This is a genomic window from Marivirga sp. (assembly GCF_035704835.1).
Taxonomy (GTDB): Bacteria; Bacteroidota; Bacteroidia; order Cytophagales; family Cyclobacteriaceae; genus Marivirga.
In genome coordinates, this window is sequence record NZ_DASSWQ010000029.1 from 1 (window position 1) to 18000 (window position 18000).

General features: G+C 34.5%; 15 protein-coding genes. 6 read left to right on the plus strand and 9 right to left on the minus strand.

The window, feature by feature from the left end:
- The first annotated feature begins 185 nt into the window (after positions 1–185).
- Together VFM92_RS05510 and VFM92_RS05515 are read left to right on the plus strand one after the other, a co-directional pair.
- Positions 186–923, plus strand: a complete 738-nt coding sequence (locus VFM92_RS05510) for a phenylalanine 4-monooxygenase (protein WP_325121195.1) — start codon at positions 186–188, stop codon at positions 921–923.
- A 169-nt stretch (positions 924–1092) separates the two neighbouring features.
- Complete coding sequence (locus tag VFM92_RS05515; protein WP_325121196.1) at positions 1093–1743, plus strand: protein-L-isoaspartate(D-aspartate) O-methyltransferase; 651 nt, start codon at positions 1093–1095, stop codon at positions 1741–1743.
- An 81-nt stretch (positions 1744–1824) separates the two neighbouring features.
- Here VFM92_RS05515 and VFM92_RS05520 read toward each other — a convergent pair whose 3' ends face one another.
- The 3 genes from VFM92_RS05520 to VFM92_RS05530 form a co-directional block, all read right to left on the minus strand.
- Positions 1825–2475, minus strand: coding sequence for a carbonic anhydrase family protein (locus VFM92_RS05520; protein WP_325121216.1), 651 nt, complete (start codon positions 2473–2475; stop codon positions 1825–1827).
- Complete coding sequence (locus VFM92_RS05525; RefSeq protein WP_325121197.1) at positions 2475–4058, minus strand: SulP family inorganic anion transporter; 1584 nt, start codon at positions 4056–4058, stop codon at positions 2475–2477. Before VFM92_RS05525 ends, VFM92_RS05520 begins: the two co-directional genes overlap by 1 nt.
- Before the next feature lie 102 nt (positions 4059–4160).
- Complete coding sequence (locus tag VFM92_RS05530; protein WP_325121198.1) at positions 4161–4517, minus strand: hypothetical protein; 357 nt, start codon at positions 4515–4517, stop codon at positions 4161–4163.
- Between the two features lie 201 nt (positions 4518–4718).
- Here VFM92_RS05530 and VFM92_RS05535 point away from each other — a divergent pair, with 201 nt between their 5' ends.
- Positions 4719–5744 (plus strand): glycosyltransferase family protein, encoded by a 1026-nt coding sequence (locus tag VFM92_RS05535; protein ID WP_325121199.1) that lies wholly within the window; start codon positions 4719–4721, stop codon positions 5742–5744.
- Here VFM92_RS05535 and VFM92_RS05540 read toward each other — a convergent pair.
- Positions 5708–7177 (minus strand): SDR family oxidoreductase, encoded by a 1470-nt coding sequence (locus VFM92_RS05540; protein ID WP_325121200.1) that lies wholly within the window; start codon positions 7175–7177, stop codon positions 5708–5710. The two genes, VFM92_RS05535 and VFM92_RS05540, sit on opposite strands and share 37 nt — an antisense overlap.
- A 146-nt stretch (positions 7178–7323) precedes the next feature.
- On the opposite strand from VFM92_RS05540, the gene VFM92_RS05545 reads away from it, so the two are divergent.
- Positions 7324–7803: a hypothetical protein gene (locus VFM92_RS05545; RefSeq protein ID WP_325121201.1), complete on the plus strand. Its 480-nt coding sequence runs from the start codon at positions 7324–7326 to the stop codon at positions 7801–7803.
- Here the strand turns inward: VFM92_RS05545 and VFM92_RS05550 are convergent.
- Positions 7796–9058, minus strand: a complete 1263-nt coding sequence (locus tag VFM92_RS05550; protein ID WP_325121202.1) for an aspartyl protease family protein — start codon at positions 9056–9058, stop codon at positions 7796–7798. The two genes, VFM92_RS05545 and VFM92_RS05550, sit on opposite strands and share 8 nt — an antisense overlap.
- Positions 9059–9080: 22 nt before the next feature.
- Between VFM92_RS05550 and deoC the strand changes: the two genes are divergently transcribed.
- Positions 9081–9731 carry a deoxyribose-phosphate aldolase gene (deoC, locus tag VFM92_RS05555; RefSeq protein WP_325121203.1) on the plus strand — a complete coding sequence of 217 codons (651 nt, stop codon included), beginning with the start codon at positions 9081–9083 and terminating at the stop codon, positions 9729–9731.
- 5 nt (positions 9732–9736) lie between these two features.
- Here deoC and VFM92_RS05560 read toward each other — a convergent pair whose 3' ends face one another.
- Complete coding sequence (locus VFM92_RS05560; RefSeq protein WP_325121204.1) at positions 9737–10240, minus strand: hypothetical protein; 504 nt, start codon at positions 10238–10240, stop codon at positions 9737–9739.
- Positions 10241–10312: 72 nt separating this feature from the next.
- On the minus strand, positions 10313–10714 hold the full coding sequence (locus VFM92_RS05565) for a hypothetical protein (protein ID WP_325121205.1): 402 nt from the start codon (positions 10712–10714) through the stop codon (positions 10313–10315).
- 96 nt (positions 10715–10810) lie between these two features.
- Between VFM92_RS05565 and cdd the strand changes: the two genes are divergently transcribed.
- A complete protein-coding gene (gene cdd / locus VFM92_RS05570; RefSeq protein ID WP_325121206.1) occupies positions 10811–11284 on the plus strand; it encodes a cytidine deaminase in 474 nt (157 codons plus the stop codon).
- A gap of 83 nt (positions 11285–11367) precedes the next feature.
- Here cdd and VFM92_RS05575 read toward each other — a convergent pair whose 3' ends face one another.
- Together VFM92_RS05575 and VFM92_RS05580 are read right to left on the minus strand one after the other, a co-directional pair.
- On the minus strand, positions 11368–15114 hold the full coding sequence (locus VFM92_RS05575; RefSeq protein WP_325121207.1) for a T9SS type A sorting domain-containing protein: 3747 nt from the start codon (positions 15112–15114) through the stop codon (positions 11368–11370).
- Between the two features lie 37 nt (positions 15115–15151).
- Positions 15152–17830, minus strand: a complete 2679-nt coding sequence (locus tag VFM92_RS05580) for a tail fiber domain-containing protein (RefSeq protein ID WP_325121208.1) — start codon at positions 17828–17830, stop codon at positions 15152–15154.
- Between the last annotated feature and the right edge of the window lie 170 nt (positions 17831–18000).

Sequence of the window (18000 nt, forward strand, 5' to 3'; positions counted from 1 at the left end):
TATTGGGTTTTACGAAACTTACTTACGGCTGACTAATGCAACACAGCCATCATTATTTTAACAAACCGCCCTGTACCGAACGGTACGCAGGGTGGTGTGAGAGGACGGATAGGGAAATAATCCCTATCTTCCTACTCGATTGCTCAAATTTTAAACACTAACATTAAAAATTAATTATTAGTATCATGCAACAGATTTACGAAAATTACACAGCCGAAGACCAGGAAGTTTGGGGGATACTTTTCGGAAGACAATTTGAAAACATTAAGAAAGTAGCCACTAAGGAATTTGTAGATGGAATTGATAAAATTCATTTCACTGAAAAATCCATCCCTAATTTTGAGGAAACTAATAAGTATTTAAAAGAATTGACTGGCTGGCAAGTGGCTGCAGTCCCTGGCATAGTAGAAGATGATAAATTTTTCGAGTTGCTGAGTAATAGAATTTTCCCTGCTACCACTTGGTTGAGAACTCGTGAACAATTGGATTACTTGGAGGAGCCTGATATGTTCCATGATGTATTCGGTCATATCCCATTATTGACGAATCAGCCATTCGTTGATTTTCTACAAGGTCTTGCAAAAATCGGTTTGAAACATTTAGATAATGAGTGGGCAATACATTTGTTAAGCAGGATTTATTGGTTTACTATTGAATTTGGCTTAATCAGAGAAGAAGGGGATTTGAGAATTTATGGAGCAGGAATTATTTCCTCTCCCGGGGAAACCAAGTTTTCTATTTCGAATGATCCAGAGCATTTTGATTATAATGTGGATGCCATTATTGACAGCAGTTACAGGAAAGATAAATTTCAAACGAAATACTTTATAATCGATGATTATGAGCAGTTGTATAGCACTCTTCCTCATATTGAAAAAGTAATTGAAGATAGGCTGCAGAGAGAACCAGTAAGTAATCCTTAAATTAAGAGTTAGTGAAAGTTGAGGTGCAGAATTTAAAGAGATTTAATAATTGATTGTATCTCATCCAAATAACCTTCCAGGCTTCTGATTCCTGGAAGGTTTTTATTTTTTTACTTTCTTTATTTTTATTTTCTCTCCTCCTATCCCTAATTTTTCCTAAGTTTGATTTATGTTGGAAGACACCTATAAGCACCAGGGAATGCGCAGAAAATTAATTCAAAAACTGCGCGATAAAGGTATTCAAAATGAACGTGTTTTATCAGCGATGGCAAAGATTCCTCGGCACGTTTTTTTTGATAATGCTTTTTTAGAGCATGCTTATCAAGATAAAGCATTCCCTATTGGGCATGGACAAACTATCTCGCAGCCTTATACTGTAGCATTTCAATCTGAATTATTAGAAGTAAAGCCGGGGGATAAAATATTAGAAATTGGGACAGGTTCTGGTTACCAAGCTTGTGTTTTATGTGAACTGGGGGCTAAACTTTATACTATAGAATATCAAAAACCATTGTACGAACGCACTAAAGTATTCTTACCACAAATGGGTTATAAGCCTTTTTTCTTTTGCGGGGACGGTTCCAAGGGGATTTCTGCACATGCGCCTTACGATAAGATCATTGTGACTGCTGGTGCCCCAAGTGTTCCAACTGCTTTATTGGAACAATTAAATATCGGAGGATATCTTATCATTCCCGTAGGAGATAATCAAACACAGCAAATGCTTCGTTTGACGAAAGATACAGATAGAAAAATAGTGAAAGAAGTATTTTCTAACTTCAGTTTTGTTCCTCTTAAGGGTGAGCAGGGCTGGCAATAAAAAAGGCTGAATAAAATTTATCCAGCCTTCATTAATTTATTCTGTGTTCTTTCTTGAACTGCCGAAAAAAAATAATTCGGATTAAGGCCTTTGAGAAAATTTTACTTTACCACTGGTCACATCATACATTCCACCCGCAATTCCTATCGTACCATCATCAAGCATCTCTTTTAAAACAGGGCTTTTTTCTTTAATCTGTTGAATGGTAAGTTCCACATTTTTATCAGCTACCTTTTGAACATACTCTGCATTTTTAGAGCTGCGCTCGCCATCTGTTGACACGGCATCTATTGCAGGTTTAAGTTTTTTCAACATACCAGTTAAGTTACCTAATTCCACATGGTCGCAAGCGCCTTTTACAGCTCCACAACTAGTATGACCCAAGACTACAATAAGTTTTGAACCGGCTGCTTTGCAAGCAAATTCCAAACTACCTAAAATATCTTCATTCACGAAATTACCTGCAATCCTAGCACTAAAAATATCGCCTACACCTTGGTCAAAGACTATCTCGGCTGGAACGCGTGAGTCAATGCAACTAAGAACAACAGCAAAAGGGTATTGACCATGACTAGTTTCATTTACCTGTTTCAAAAGGTCACGGTCGGCTGTTGAGTTATTGATAAAACGTTTATTCCCTTCCTCTAAAAGAGTAAGAGCTTCTTTTGGACTTAGTGCCGCCTGACTTTTTGCCGTTTGTGTATTCATAACTTTAATATTTTTAATTTTAATTAATTTATTTTAAAACTGTACTTTTTATGAAATTCATCAAAACCAAGTAATTCCACTTCTACATTCTTATACTTAGCTCCTTCATTTGTGTATAGTTCAATTGCTTCAATAACGTCAAAATCAATGAATTTCGATTTTCTAGCATCAATAATTACTTTAGAATTTTCAGGTATTTCATCCAACGTTTTTACCATGCTTGCTTTATTCAGAAAAGAAACCTCATCCGACAAAACTAATTGAATTGGTTCACCTTCTTTATGGGAATCCTTATCAAAGGAATAAGTATTTTTCATATTTTTAATCAAGATGTTAAGAAATCCAGCTAGTAATCCTATAATAATACCTATTAATAAATCGGTAAACACGATGGCAACAATAGTGATAATAAATGGATAGAACTGAGTAGCACCTACCTTATACATTACCTTCATCAAGTTGATATTGGCCAGCTTGTAACCGGTTACCAATAGTATGGCGGCCAAACTAGCATAAGGAATCATATTGATGATAGTTGGGATTAAAAGAATGGCAACTATTAATAAAATACCATGAAGCCAAGCAGATAATTTAGTTTTAGCCCCTGAGTTAATGTTTACTGTACCTCTTACTATAACGGCTGTCATTGGTAGGCCACCAATTAATCCTGCAATGATGTTACCAACACCTTGAGCCTTCATTTCTCTGTTCAAGGGAGTTCGTCTTTTCTGTGGGTCTAATTTATCAACTGCATCAATGCTCAGCAATGTTTCTAGACTAGCTACAATAGCAATTGTAATGGCTGCAGTATAAATAGTTGGATTAGTTAGAACTGACCAGTCAGGAAAAACAAATAAATCCTTAAAAGATGTATCCTCACCAAGAACAGGAATGGTAACTAAGTGTTTTTGTGCTAGAGCCATTCCATTATCTAAAAACATGAAAAGTGCATTTATTCCAACCCCAACAAATACCACAATTAAAGGAGCAGGGATTGATTTGAGACTATTGATTTTAATGTAATTCCACCCAATTAGAATAATTAAGGAAATAATCGCTATAAGGAAGGCAGTAGGGTCAATATTATTAAATGCCGATACTAGAGCAGTTAAAGCGTTTTCGCCATTATTTTGCCAAAAAGCTAAATCACCAAGATAATCTTCATCATACCCAAAAACATGAGGAATTTGTTTGATGATTAGTAATATACCGATAGCAGCTAACATTCCCTTTATCACTGAAGAAGGGAAATAATTTCCTATTGTACCCGCTTTTAAGAATCCTAAAATTAATTGAATAACACCTGCTAAAACTACGGCCACTAAAAAGCCTTCGAAAAACCCTATTTTTTCAATAGCATTATATACAATAACGGCTAGTCCTGCGGCAGGTCCTGAGACAGCTAATTGGCTACCACTTAGCATAGATACCACCACACCACCAATGATGCCTGTAACTAAACCAGCAAAAAGTGGGGCACCTGATGCCAAGGCTATACCCAAACATAATGGCATAGCAACAAAAAATACCACTATACTTGAAAGGGAATCATTTTTAAAGTGTTTAAACGTAATTCCTGTAAATTCTGAAAATTTTGATTCACTCATTGTTTAATCAATTATTGAATAAGATAAAAAATATTCTAATGATGTTTTTATTGATATAGCGTGTTGACTATTTAGCTCAATAAAAATTATTCAAACTTGAGCTTAAACTTTTGGTGGAGGGGTGATTTTTAATATCGAAATAGATTGATAAAAGTGTAAATGAAATATATTCTTTATCAATGTTTCATTTACAGGATTAATTGTAGATGTACGGAATACTCCAAAGTCCTTTAAATGAAGGTTATTGTTTTCTTCTTCATTTGTTTCGTTTGTAGATTTTTTGCTTTCTTCTTCAAATATGTTCAATCCACAGGATGATGATTCTTCTCCTACGATATTATTATTAACTTCTGTTTTTTGTAGATCTTCTACGGCATTTAAACATAGCTTTGGAATGAAAGCCACATTAAAGAGGCAAACAAAAAAGAAGGCTGATATGGTGATTTGAATCGTTTTCACTACAATTTTTAATACTTCAAAATTAAGTATTAAAATTTTAAATATAGTACATTAAATACTTAAATGAATTGAAAAGGTTGTGGTCAGTATAATTATCACAATTTAAACAGTTTGTATTTAGAGGTTTAATTCTTCATAATTTCATGATTTTTAGTTTATAATCAGTTCATCTTACTTTAATATCTTTCATAAAAATTCAAGATGAGGATATTATACGCAATTCAAGGAACTGGAAATGGGCACATTAGTCGGGCAAGAGATATTATTCCAGTGCTTAGGCAATATGGTGAGCTTGATATTCTTTTAAGCGGAACGCAATCAGACGTTGGGTTGGATTATCCAGTTCGATATAAATTACAAGGGCTTAATTTCATTTTCGGGAAGAAAGGAGGAATAGATATTGGACTAACTTTGAAAAGTATGAAGCTTTTTCGGCTTTTACGTGAAATTTGGAGTTTGAATGTGCATCAGTATGACTTAATCATCAATGATTTTGAGCCCGTTTCAGCATGGGCATGCCTTTTGAAAGCAAAAGAATGTATTGGATTAAGTCATCAATCTGCTGTAATTCATCCATTTTCGCCAAAGCCAGACAAAACAGATTGGATAGGTTATTTGATTTTGAAATATTATGCGCCTACAAAAATGGCCTATGGATTTCATTTTATGCCGTATTCCAATAAAATACATTATCCAATCATTCGAAGGGAAGTTCGTGCATTAGAAGTTCGTGAGGAAAATTATTATACCGTGTATTTACCCGCTTATAACGAGGAGCGAATTATACAGGTCTTATCAAAGTTAAAAGCTAAGTTCAAAGTGTTTTCCAAACATAGTCAAAAGCCTTTTCAGGTAGGGAACATTGAAATTATTCCGATAAATAATAAGCTTTATCTTGAAAGCTTGAGTGCTTGCAAAGGAGTTATATGCGGAGCAGGTTTTGAAGGGCCAGCAGAAGCTTTATTTCTTCAAAAAAAGCTGCTAGTAATTCCTATGAAAGGTCAATATGAACAACAATGCAACGCTGCCGCTTTGAATAACTTGGGTGTTACTGTTCTTAAATCTTTAAAAATAAAACATATATCAGTACTTACTGAATTTCTTATTGAAGACAAAAAACCATGTTTAAACTTTCCTGACGAAACTGAGGCGATTATACAAAAAGTTTTAATGGAGAATATTAATTTAGGTTATCTTGTTACTACAGACTCTCTTTCTTTTTCCTGATAATTAACAATGCTATTCATCATCCCATTAAAAATAAATTCATGGAAGAAATATATGCTGTACCAATATAATCTTCCAAATAATCCTTGAGGTCGAAATGTAGCAGTTTGGGTAATTTTATTTTTACCGCCCTCTTTTGAAATCTTGAATTCCAGCCAAGCTTCTCCTGGTAACTTCATCTCTGCGAATAGCAATAATCGACCTTCCTTTTTGTCTGCAACTAACACTCGCCAAAAGTCTAATGAGTCTCCAGCAACTAATTGATCATGACTTCTTCGACCTCTTCTTAGGCCAACTCCACCTACAGCTTTATCCATATAGCCTCTTAGTTTCCAAAGAAAATTCCAATAATACCAACCTCTGTTCCCACCAATTTTCCAGATATTTTGTAATACTTCCAATCGATCTCTTTCAAAAGTAGTGGTTCTTTTATCTACATAACAACCATAAGTTGGTACCTTAACAAATTCCATTAATTCAGGATTGATCTTCGAACTTGCGAAAGCATCTTTCCAACTTGATACAACTTCGTTTTGTGCAATTCTGTCAAATGCTAATTTTACTGCTTCACTGTACATGATAAGTTCTTGAGGAACAATATCTTCTATCCCCTCATTCTCTACTATCACTTCATTCTTCATACTGTCCACCAAACTGCTCGCAATTTTATAGCTTGTTGCAGTTACTAAATGTAACCAGTAAGTGCTAAGTCGAGGAGTCAATACTGGTAGTGTCAAAATATATCTTCGCAAGCCTCTTACTTCAGCAAATATTAAAAGCATTTCTTTGTAAGTAAGGATATCTGGCCCACCTATATCGTAAATTTTTCCATAAGATTCTTTTTTTCCTATAATCCCAGAGAGATAGTTAATCACATTTCGGACAGCAATGGGCTGACAGCGAGTTCTTAACCATTTTGGAGCTACCATAATGGGTAATTTTTCCACTAAATCTCTAATTATTTCGAAAGAAGCTCCACCAGAACCAATAATAATTGCAGCTCTTAATACCGTTAAAGAAGCATTAGCATTTGCCAAGATGGTTTCTGCATTTTTTCTAGAACTCAAATGTTTAGATAGTGAATCATCATTTGAAATTCCGCTCAGATAAATAATATGTTGGCAATTGGTTTTATTGATACCTTCCACAAAGTTTTGGGCAGTATCTTTTTCCATTTGCTGAAAGCTTTTGGAAGAGCTTCCTAGCGAATGAACTAAATAATAAGCCGCTTCAATATCCTGAGGAAAATCTTGAAGCTGCTCTGGCTTTAATAGGTCAGCTTCATAGAATTGCACTTTTTCTACTAACTTTTCTTCTATTTCAATGCGCCTTTTATCACGGATTAAGCATATAACCTCATGGCCTTGCATGACCAAAATTGGTAATAGCCTCCTACCAATATATCCGTTAGCACCTGTCAATAAAATTTTCATATTATTGAAACCAATACCAATCCGAAATGTTGTCAGATTCGTTTATCGATTAAAATATAGAGGTGGTAGAATAAATTTAGAAATTCCATTTTTACTTTATTATATTTAAATTATTATTATAATTAATTGTATTAAATTTAGTAAGTATGAAAGGTATGAGTGTTTTAGGTTTTAAGAAAAGTGGAGCTGCTGAAAATGAGATTAGTGTTCTTCTGGTAGGTAACAATCCGATCGAAATGAGTACTATTTATGAAAGTCTTTTTGCTCTGAAAGATAAGATTAAATCAATTGAGACCGCTTTTTCTGAAGCAGACACACTACAGAAAATTGGACTAATAAAACCTAATTGTTTGATTGTGGATGATAATTTAGGGTTAAAACCGCTTAAAATTTTAATTGACAAGGTAAATAGCCTAAACAAGAGCTCAATTTCAATTACTTTATTAAAGTCAATAAATAAAGAAGAGATAACATCAGGCGTTCAAGAGTATCTTCTTAAAGAGGGCATTAGCAGTGAGAAAATTTATAATTCACTACGAAACGCAATAAGATTTAAAAAGACTCAACAATTTTTTAAAATAAAATACTACTCTGGTAAAAAGAAAGTTAAAAGGGTTTTTATATAAACTTTTCTAGAATAAAGGAGATATTATAAGTCTTATCATCTCTTTTTATTTTTAATTTTATTTTTTTTCCTTCTCTTTTTCTCAACATATTATTGATATATCCAATGCTGAGCTCTTTTCCTGAATGACCATTTAGTCGTATAATTTTATCTTTCGCTCTTATTCCTGCTTCGTAGGCTGGTGTTCCTTTTCTTACTTTTTCTACCTCATAATAAGGTTCTAGGAAATATTCTCCTCTTGCTATAACAGTCATGCCACTCATATCATAATCAAAGTCTTCTTTAAATATAGAATTTCTTCTTAAATGAATTTTTTCATTTTCATAGTCAAAGAAAAAATTAAATCTTTTTAGAATACCTCCACCAATCGTGCCGTTTCTTCCTGTACTTTTTATAATATCATCATAAGCACCAACATCTGGAAAGCTTGTCACCACCTGGTTCAAATAATATGGTCCGAAATTTATGTCAGCAATTCTTGCCGAATGACCAGTAATATCTCCAGCAATCCCCGCTCCTAAAACATCTCTAATATTATCTTCTGGCAAGTTTATATAGTCACTACTATTAGCATGAAGCATTAATGAATGTGATGCTCCTGTATCAATCATAAGCTTACTTAAGACTCTTACAGTATCCTCTTCTGCCATTTTAATTTCTTGTATGACATACGGCTTATTATTTTCAATCTTCATTTCTACTTCTTTGTAGAAATATAAAGGTCTATTGAATTTCCTAGGCTGATAAAGTTTTAAAACACGATTTTTATAATCAATCTTTACAATAAAATTTTTAAAAAAATCATAACCTAGAATACCGTGAATTTTTATACCTAAGTTTTTCTTTAAATTTAGATAATCTTCTTTTAGTATTAAAAGAGGGATATTATGACCTGTAACACCTCCCACTTTGAGGTAGGTTTGATTTACAATAAAGGCTTCCACTTCTTTTATACCAGCTGCTCCAACGAGTGTTATTTTCCTGTCTGGTTCAATATCCAAAATATCAGCATATGCTTTCTCGATAAGAACAGTATTGGATACTCCAGTATCGACTATGTATTTAAGCGGAATTATACCTTGAAAAAGTACATCTACAATAATGAGATTACTATTTAATTCGAATGGAATAGTAATGCTTTTTTTATTTTCATTAATTTCAAAACCAAACTTTAAATTCTGACCTAGAATATAATTAATTTGAACTGCTAATAGTAAAAAAGCTAAAAAAGCATACCATATATACTTTTTAATCATAATGTAAAAATAAATGATAATAATGAGAAATATACAAAAATACATTGAGCATACGAATCTCAAAGCAGATATAACTTCAAAAGATGTTGAAATGTTATTAGCGGATGCAAAAGAAAATAATCTTTATGGAATCTGTGTCCCACCATTTTGGGTGAAAAAGGCAAAAAGAGATATTGGTAAATCAAATATTCAACTTATAACTGTAATTGGCTTTCCTTTAGGCTATCAAATGAGTCAAGCTAAAGAAGTGGAATCTATCCTAGCTATTAAAGATGGAGCAGATGAAATTGATATGGTTCTGAATATATCTGCTGTAAAATCAGAAATGATGTGGCCAAAAATTGAAATTGCTAAGATGAGTAAATTGACACATGAAAGTGGTAAAATATTGAAAGTGATTATCGAAACCGCTTATTTATCGGATAAGGAAATTGTGGATGTATGTAAAATTTGTGCAGATGCTGGTGCCGATTTTGTAAAAACATCCACTGGCTTTGCTTCAGCTGGAGCTAAAGTGGAGCATGTTAAATTGATGAGATCAGTATTGCCAGCGCATGTTGGAATTAAAGCTAGCGGTGGAATAAAAACTTATCAGCAAGCTTTAGAATTAATTGATGCTGGTGCTGATCGAATTGGTACCTCTTCAGGCCCGAAAATTTGTAGTGAAGCTTGAGGGAATCAAGCGATTTTCATAGGAATAATGCCTTTGTGCTTATAAATTTTAATACCAAAATGTTCTGACATATAATTCTTTAAACGAGAATAGGCTATTTGTGATTGCTTGTCTTCTGGGTAAAAAATAGCCGTTTCTAGCACTGCTTTTAGAAAGTGTTTTGATTTAGAAAATTCAATTACCCATGTTTTTAACACATCAGACCAATCATCTTGATATTTTTGGTGATGATCTCTTCCATCAAAAAGTAATTCTAATTGATTTGAGCTAAATTTATAACGGTAGAAACCAGCTAACTCGTCATAAAAAGTAGATAGCTCCTCTAGGTTATATTGAGAAGTTGAAGTTATTTTCTCAATTGATTTATCTCTCAAACCAAGTGGATTATAGCGTAGCAGATAGATTTCTTTAACGATTTCAACCATCTGATTCATTAAGGAATCTTTCAGCTCCATCTGAGCATTTTCCAATAAGTAATTTTTATCAAAAGGAAAAAATCTGCGCTTCATCTATAATATTTTTTCACAAATATATAACCAAATAGGTGAAATCAGAAGAATTATTACGCTTTAATCATGCATTTAGTGTCGGATGCCACATTCATCACAATATTTCATTTTGTCTGGAGAGCGTTTTTTCGGTTTTCTTTTGTGCCCAAAATAAGTCCAATCAGAATATTGAGGTTTTTCCATTTCTTTAGCCTGTTTGCGTTTATCTTTTGCATTCTGCTTCATCCTGTCCTCATATTCTGCAATTAGCTGGTCACCCCAGCTTAATTTCTTTTTCTTTTTAAATACTCCAAAGAACCAAGTTTCTTGTGGTTGAGTCGGTCTTTGCCCATAATTTGGATTTGATGCATCGGGGTTAAGACTCGATGGATTTTGAGGGCTATTTAGATTTGATTGAGACTGGCTAATGGGTTGTTTTTGGCATGAAGCTAAAAATACAACGGCAATGATATATACAAAACACTTTTTATTCATGATTCTTAAACGTTATTCTTTAAAATTATTGTCTTGAATAATTAAACATAAATTGCAAGATATGGTATATTGGGTTCCATTTAAAATTATTTTGGAGTGAAAAAAGATTTAATTCAAATAGAATATAGAAAATTTGATACAATTAGTGAGTTGCCTACAGAATATCAAAAGTTGTGGGGACAAGCTTTAGAGGCAAGGCAATTTTCCCACTCGCCCTATTCCAATTTTAAAGTAGGAGCAGCAATTGAGTTAGAAAGTGGGCAAATTATAACTGGAACCAATCAAGAAAATGCTTCTTTTCCTGCGGGCTTATGCGCTGAAAGAACAGCCATGTATAGAGCTGGAATTCAAGCTCCTGACCAAAAATTCAAGAGAATTGCCATTACTGCAAGTAGAAGAAATTCTGAAACTTTAGCGAGTGCCCCGCCTTGTGGTGGTTGCCGTCAAGTCATGTTGGAATTTGAAAAGCGCCATCAGCAAGGCTTTGAAATATTGTTTACAGATGCAGAGGGAAAATTTGTGTTGATTGATAAACCAGCAGATTTATTTCCATTCTCTTTTGTTTTCTGATAAGCGGAGTACATTAAAAAGGAAGGATTTTAGAAAGTAAAAAACTCATCCTTTAGCATATTTGCCAAAGGATGAGTTAGGTATTATTGTTTTATCATTTTTGAGATTAAATATTTCCCTTTATCATCTTGCAATCGTAAAATGTAACTGCCTGTTGGTAAATTAAAAAGTTCTATTTTAGTTTGACCATTTTCAAGTTTGAACTTTTTATGAATCGTTCCTTTCAAATCGAAAATGATTAATTCGTTTGCATCCAATGCATTCTCCATATTTAAATGGAGCTCATTTTGAACTGGGTTAGGGTAAAAACTAAATGTTAAGCTTTTACTGTTGGTGTTTGCTACGTTGATGATATAACGTGTTAAACTAATTGAACCGTCTTCAACTAATGCCTCAAAACCAAGTATCTCACCTTGTTGACCTGTCAAATTAAAGTCAATATCTGAAGTTTCATCTGTTTCTACACCTGGATATTCAATTCTAATCCGATAATCGCCTTCTGGTAAATTGCTGAATGAAAACTCTCCATTTTCATTAGTTTTCATATAAGCTACCAACTCGTAGTGATTATCAAGTAGGCGTAAGCTCGAATTTTCTGGTCTTGAAGAGCCGGTTAATCTTCGTACACTTACACCAGCTCCGCTTAACCTTGCTCTTGGTAAAACACGAAGGGATGAGTCAGCATCTTCATATTGTTCTTCTAAAAAACCCTGAATTATCGAACCTTTTTCTGTTAATGGTGCAGGTTCTTTTTCCACTTGAATAGTTATACCTGATACTGCACCCTGTAAGAATAGCGTATCAGCAAGTTGCCAATCCAATGTGTTCCCTAAATAGGTTGGTATTAAATCAGGATACTCTATGGTATCTGGATCTGCCAAAATAATATAATCACCTAAAATAAGATTTTCAAAACTGAACGTATTAGTTCCTGCTAAAGGCTGAACCGCAACAGTATCATATTTATTGGCAAATGGATTGATAGCAAACAATCTAATGTTCCCTTCATTTACATTATTATTATCAATATCTACAACTGTTCCTGAAAGGCTAGCTGCTAGAGTTTCATATGGTATATAGGTTCTATGACTGCGCTTTCCGGATTGGTCTACTGCTTGAAAAACCAAATCATACATCTGATTGGGCTGAATGGCTGAGCGGTTTGGCAAAAACTCTACTTCAATTCGATTACTGGCATTAAAACCCGAAACATTGAATCTTGAAGAAGATTGATTGTTTCGATTATATACATACCGAATAGTAGAAATATTGCTTCCATTATTAGACTTCACTCTTAGCTTCGCAGATAATCTTGGTCCTATTTCAATGCTGTAGATTGAGGGAACTGGAGGTAGTCCACTTAATCGATATGGATTAGATCCTGCAAAGACACCTTTATCTAAAGTTGGATCGAGCGGTAAATAATCATTATCAACAGAGAAAGTACCACTTCTATTAGTCAACAAGTTAGAGTAGTCTACAACAGTTGAATTTGTTAAAGAGGAATTTGGTGAATTATTGACTCTTATTAGAGAGTTTTTAAAATTGAAATTCTCAATTAAAGCAGGTACAGTATCAATCACATTATAGTTCCAATCTACATTTTGAGCATTTGTAAGTGCTAGACTAAAACCAGTAGAAGAGCCAAAAGTGGTAAATCGCCTTATGATATTACGGTTGAAAGAGTTGTTTTGACGATAAGATGAAATTTGAGTAGGACTGAATGATTCCGCCAAAATGGTAAAATCTCCAATAACTGAGTTTCTCATCTCCAAATTTTTGGTACTTCCAGCAAGAAATACGCTGTTTGTTTTCACTCCATCTACCAAAACATTCTCCAAAGTGTCTACTAAACTCAGGATATTTTGAAATGTAAGCTGACCTATTTCCAATCCAAACAATTTCGTATTGCTAGCATTCAAAGACCCATTTTGTAATCTAATGTTACTAACAATTTGTAAGCCATCAAGAGTGGCAGAATGTTTATTGAATTGCGTTTCTGCATTTTCATTTAGAAAATAGCCTGGGCCAATAAGTGTTCTTGCAGAAGGAAGTTGAACAAATCCGTAGGATGTGGGACTACCTGCCACATAAATAGTATCGCCTACTTTTGTGGCAAACACCGCTTGATCTAATTTTCTAAAATCAGCTATTGTACCTTCTCTGTTATCCACGTACCAATTCGATTTTCCTCCTGCAACCTTTAAATCGATAGGGGCTGAGGTTAAAATGAAATTAGGTAAATCAGGATGTGTTGCTCTAAGCAAATATCGACCAGCTTTGCTGGTGGTGAAATTTTGCACTTCTAAAATAAAATTACTTGAGTTAGCTAAAGAATCATTGTTAAAAACCCATTGATAATTGCTATTCTCAAATTCCACTATTTCGGTACTTAATTCTAATGTTGCTCCAATTGCAAGCTCAGTATTTGAAAAAGTCCCAATATTCCGTTGTGGACTATATCTAAAATCATTTCTACCAACATAAGGAATTAAGCTTTCAAATTGAAGTTGATTACTTGTCAGAAATACATTTTGCAAATTAGGCAAAGCGCTGATATCAGGTAAAAAATCAAAACTATTGAAGCCGATATCAAAAGTGTTTAAATTTTGAGCGACCGTAATTTCAACTGGGAATGCACCGTCTAATTGATTTCTTCTTAAATAAAGTGATTCAAGTTTAGTCAGATTCCCAATTCTAGCATCAATGGTTCCTGTAAATGCCTGTTCGGACAGGTCCAATCCAGTTAGATTTACTAAATTATAAATCCCTTCAGGAAAAGCTCCTCCATTTGCTTTAGTATTCCAAATCGAAAGGTATTCTAATTGGGTAAGCTGTCCTAAGTTATCTGGTAAATCCACCAAAAGGTTAATATTCCCCCCTGCTTGAATTGCTTTGAAATTAGGTAGATTCAACACATCTGGTAGGGTGCCTGAAAAATTATTTCTAATAAACCAGAATCCTTCCAGTTTACGACAATTTAAGATTTCAGTGGGTACTTCTCCCGTCAGCAGCATATCTTCCAGAAATAAATATTTCAAACTGTCCATCTGGCCTATTTCTACTGGTATACTTCCAGTGATTTGGTTTCTTGACAGGTTAAAATCCCAGACATTTCTCAAGGCTCCAATTGTAGTTGGAATCGTGCCTGTAAGCTGATTTCCTGCTACATTGAATTGATCCATTAAAGGAGAGTTTCCAATTTCCACAGGGATTTCTCCAGTCAATTGATTATTAAAAACTCTGATTTCCAATAATCTCGGCCGAAATACTTCGGGTAAAATGGTGCCAGTGAAGCTACAGTCGTGTGCGGATACTCGCTCCAAGGCAGGATAATTAATCAGGAAATCAAATAGATTGCCTGATAATTCTGGATTATTCCAAAAGTAAAATCTTTTGAGCGAATCAAGATTTTTTAGACTTTCGGGAAGGGTGCCAGTAAGATTATTATCAGCTAACCAAACTTCAATGACCCTGCCATCTGGCCCGAGGCTGATACCATTCCATTGGTCGAGTGGTGCGGTAAGCCAGCCGTTTGCATTTACCCAGGCAGTATCCCGAGGGTTAGTGGCATAATACAAATCTACCAAAGCCAGTGAATCAACAAAGTTGCTGCTGGCCAAAACTGATAGAAAACCCAGTTGTGTTTGTGAATTCCCTGAGCTTAATGGCTGTGTACTATAAGCTGCTGGAGCCGTTTGAACACTAGCATTTGCTGATTCTATTTTGGCTGCAAAGTTCCCATAATTATACCTGAGCTGTTGCTGTGCATTTACGATTTCACTCCCCAAAAACAGTAGGGGAATTAGAAAAATGATAACTCTTTTCATAAGCGTAGAATTCAAATAAGTTGAATAAATGTTTTAATTAATTGGAAGCTACTTTTTTGTCTTCCAGTAATAACTTCTCTAGCTTATTGATTTTTTCAGATAGTGTTTTAGTCTCATTTAAAGCAGTGGTTAAGGCTGCATTTTCTTTCTCTAAGTTTTCTACTTTATGATGCAATTCTTTGATAGCTTCAATTAATACTGCGGTCATTTGAGCATAATTTACCGCTTTCATTCCGTTCTCATCTGTATGCACAAATTCAGGATATATCGCTTCCACTTCCTGAGCAATTACACCAATCTGATTTTTTTGAGATTTATTTTTGTCTATCCAGTTGTAAGAAACCCCACGCATTTTTAAGGTGTTGCTTAACGCATTGTCAAGAACAAGGATGTTTTCTTTTAGTCTTCTGTCGGAATTTTGGGTCACACCACCTGTGGCATTAATAACACCTGTTGAAGCATCTAATGTGATAGCCTCTTGATATAATGCATTATACATTTTCATTGAACTAAATGATGAGCCTAAACCATCTGGAATTACGTCTAATCTAATCCTTAAATCATTTAATCCTGTATTATCATCTCCTTTAAGATGCAGCAATGCATGATTTTGATTTTCTACATTTCCCAATACAAATTTAGGGTGTTCAATTGAAGGATTTGCAGTATTACCTCTAACTAAAACAGACTGATTACCTAGTTCATCATTTACATTCAGTATTCCATTTGTTAATATACTTCCAGTAGTTGATAGGTTTCCAGTATTTCCATCAATGAAAATACCAGTTCCAGCAAAATAATCACCAACGTTGGCTGTCATTGATTTCATTTCACCTGTTAAGACAATACTTCCATTTGATCCTTCAATATGAACTCCAACACCTGCCACCCATGGATCTGCAACTGTTATTGTTCCTACGTTACCATCAAGAGAAATCATGTCTGTAGCATTTCTGCGAAGCACTATATTACCCCATTCAGAAGTTCCATCTGTACTTGCTCCAATATTTGCTACCTCATGAGCCCATCCGCCTCCAGTATCAATGCTACCAAATACGGTTATATTTCCAAGACCATGGTTTTCCCAAGGTTTCCCACCAAGTCTCACATTAGGGGTTCCATTACCTCGAATGTAGAGTTCAGCTGTAGTTCCCGTAGGATCTGCACCATTCGGATCATTTGTTTTATAAACGTTGAAATAATTGCCTTCCATAGAGAAATCATTTCTAGCATAGAATTGATTAGCATGAGCGCTACCGGATTCTCCATATAAAGAAATGATAGGTGTATTATTGTTAAAAATGTTTAAATCTCCGTAAGCATTTGTCCCATTATTATAAGTATCTGCATTTATACCACTGAAGAACCATCCACCCCCATCAGGTTGATTTGTCCAAACGTTTAGGGCACTTCCGTTTCCATTAGACCTCATGTGAATAATTGGGATATTATTAGCGTCCAATGTTAATTCTCTACTTCTTACTGCACCTCTATTAGATATAATATCTCCTGTTTTTCCTTCTAAAACTATGGTGGTGTTTCCTACAGTATCTCTTACTTCAATTCCACCACCTCCATTTTCATATAAATTAGCTGTTAATGTAAGTGTTCCATAGCTGGCGCCCGCTTTATTATTTTGAAAATTCATAAAGCCACTTTCACTAGAATTGTCGCTGCTTCTGCCTGCTCCATAATCTAATGATGTATAATACCATCCTGTTCCATCTCCTATTGAGCCGTATACTTGTGCATTGGGTAAATCGTGGTCTTGATAAGAGGCTGAACTAAAAATGAAATTTGGAGATGAATCGCCCCATAAATTTAAAGCTCCATTCGAGCCAGCTGGGTCTCCGCCTGAGTTATCCTGATTTACAAATATTTCTGCTCTACCTCCACCATTGCTTCTCGCGATTTCTAACCTTGCAGCTTCTTGTCCATCAGGTAAATCAAGTATTTCAAGTCTGCCCAACCCATAATTTGGCTGTTTGCTACCTTCGATATAAAGACCAGGTTGTCTAGAGTTAGATAAGGTACCTAGTAAAATTGCTCCGCTAATTGTATCTGTATCATCGTATGAGGTAAGTTGAACAAAACCATCATTTCCTAAACCTCCAAACCAACCTACATTTTTATGACTTTCGTTGGAAGTAAATAAGTTACCACGTCCCTTATTTGTAACCCTTAATTGTAAGCCTGAATTTCTCAATGAATCATATAAACCTAAAAAGCCGCCATATCCGCCTCCAGCTGAACCTAATATAACTTTTGTTGAATCATTTGCTCCGTATAGAACTACACTACCCGAATTGTTGGTGGGAAAATGCATTAATTCTCCTTTTACGTTTCCATTTGGGTCTTTTACCGTCACCAAACCCAAATTAGCTGATGAAGAGTGCCCTCCAAGTGATTTATAAAGCATTACCGTTCCCAATAATGTGGTGTCAAGGGTAATAGTTAAAGGTGTTTCATTTCGATCGCTAAAAATTGAATCAGGTAATAAATTAGTTTGTCCTAGCACGACATTGTATAAACCATTGTCAATTTGCACATTGGCGATGGTTTCTGTCCAGCCATAATCCGTTAATTCAAAATTAAAGGTTCTAGTACCGTTGACTGGTACTCCTGACTCTTCCAAATATCCCTGAAATGGAAGTTTTTGCGCCATTACCGATAAGCTGATAAGTAAAAGCGAAATCAATAGATAGATTTTTTTCATTATAGTATTTGATGTTTAGATTATAATATTCTAAGAAAGGTATGCAAAAAGTAGAATACTGATATTGGTTTGGTCTTTAAATACCCATTATTAAGTAATCCTAGATGGAGTAATTTCGATAAAGTGAATATTTTTGAAGATCAATATTGTAATATATTTGAACGGATAAA

Excerpts from the sequence above, each read along its gene's own strand:
- VFM92_RS05565 (WP_325121205.1), bottom strand. The coding sequence starts at position 10,714 with ATGAATAAAAAGTGTTTTGTATATATCATTGCCGTTGTATTTTTAGCT.
- VFM92_RS05550 (WP_325121202.1), bottom strand. The coding sequence starts at position 9,058 with ATGATTAAAAAGTATATATGGTATGCTTTTTTAGCTTTTTTACTATTA.
- VFM92_RS05515 (WP_325121196.1), top strand. The coding sequence starts at position 1,093 with ATGTTGGAAGACACCTATAAGCACCAGGGAATGCGCAGAAAATTAATT.
- VFM92_RS05535 (WP_325121199.1), top strand. The coding sequence starts at position 4,719 with ATGAGGATATTATACGCAATTCAAGGAACTGGAAATGGGCACATTAGT.
- VFM92_RS05560 (WP_325121204.1), bottom strand. The coding sequence starts at position 10,240 with ATGAAGCGCAGATTTTTTCCTTTTGATAAAAATTACTTATTGGAAAAT.
- VFM92_RS05580 (WP_325121208.1), bottom strand. The coding sequence starts at position 17,830 with ATGAAAAAAATCTATCTATTGATTTCGCTTTTACTTATCAGCTTATCG.
- VFM92_RS05525 (WP_325121197.1), bottom strand. The coding sequence starts at position 4,058 with ATGAGTGAATCAAAATTTTCAGAATTTACAGGAATTACGTTTAAACAC.
- deoC (WP_325121203.1), top strand. The coding sequence starts at position 9,081 with ATGAGAAATATACAAAAATACATTGAGCATACGAATCTCAAAGCAGAT.
- VFM92_RS05575 (WP_325121207.1), bottom strand. The coding sequence starts at position 15,114 with ATGAAAAGAGTTATCATTTTTCTAATTCCCCTACTGTTTTTGGGGAGT.
- VFM92_RS05510 (WP_325121195.1), top strand. The coding sequence starts at position 186 with ATGCAACAGATTTACGAAAATTACACAGCCGAAGACCAGGAAGTTTGG.
- VFM92_RS05545 (WP_325121201.1), top strand. The coding sequence starts at position 7,324 with ATGAAAGGTATGAGTGTTTTAGGTTTTAAGAAAAGTGGAGCTGCTGAA.
- VFM92_RS05540 (WP_325121200.1), bottom strand. The coding sequence starts at position 7,177 with ATGAAAATTTTATTGACAGGTGCTAACGGATATATTGGTAGGAGGCTA.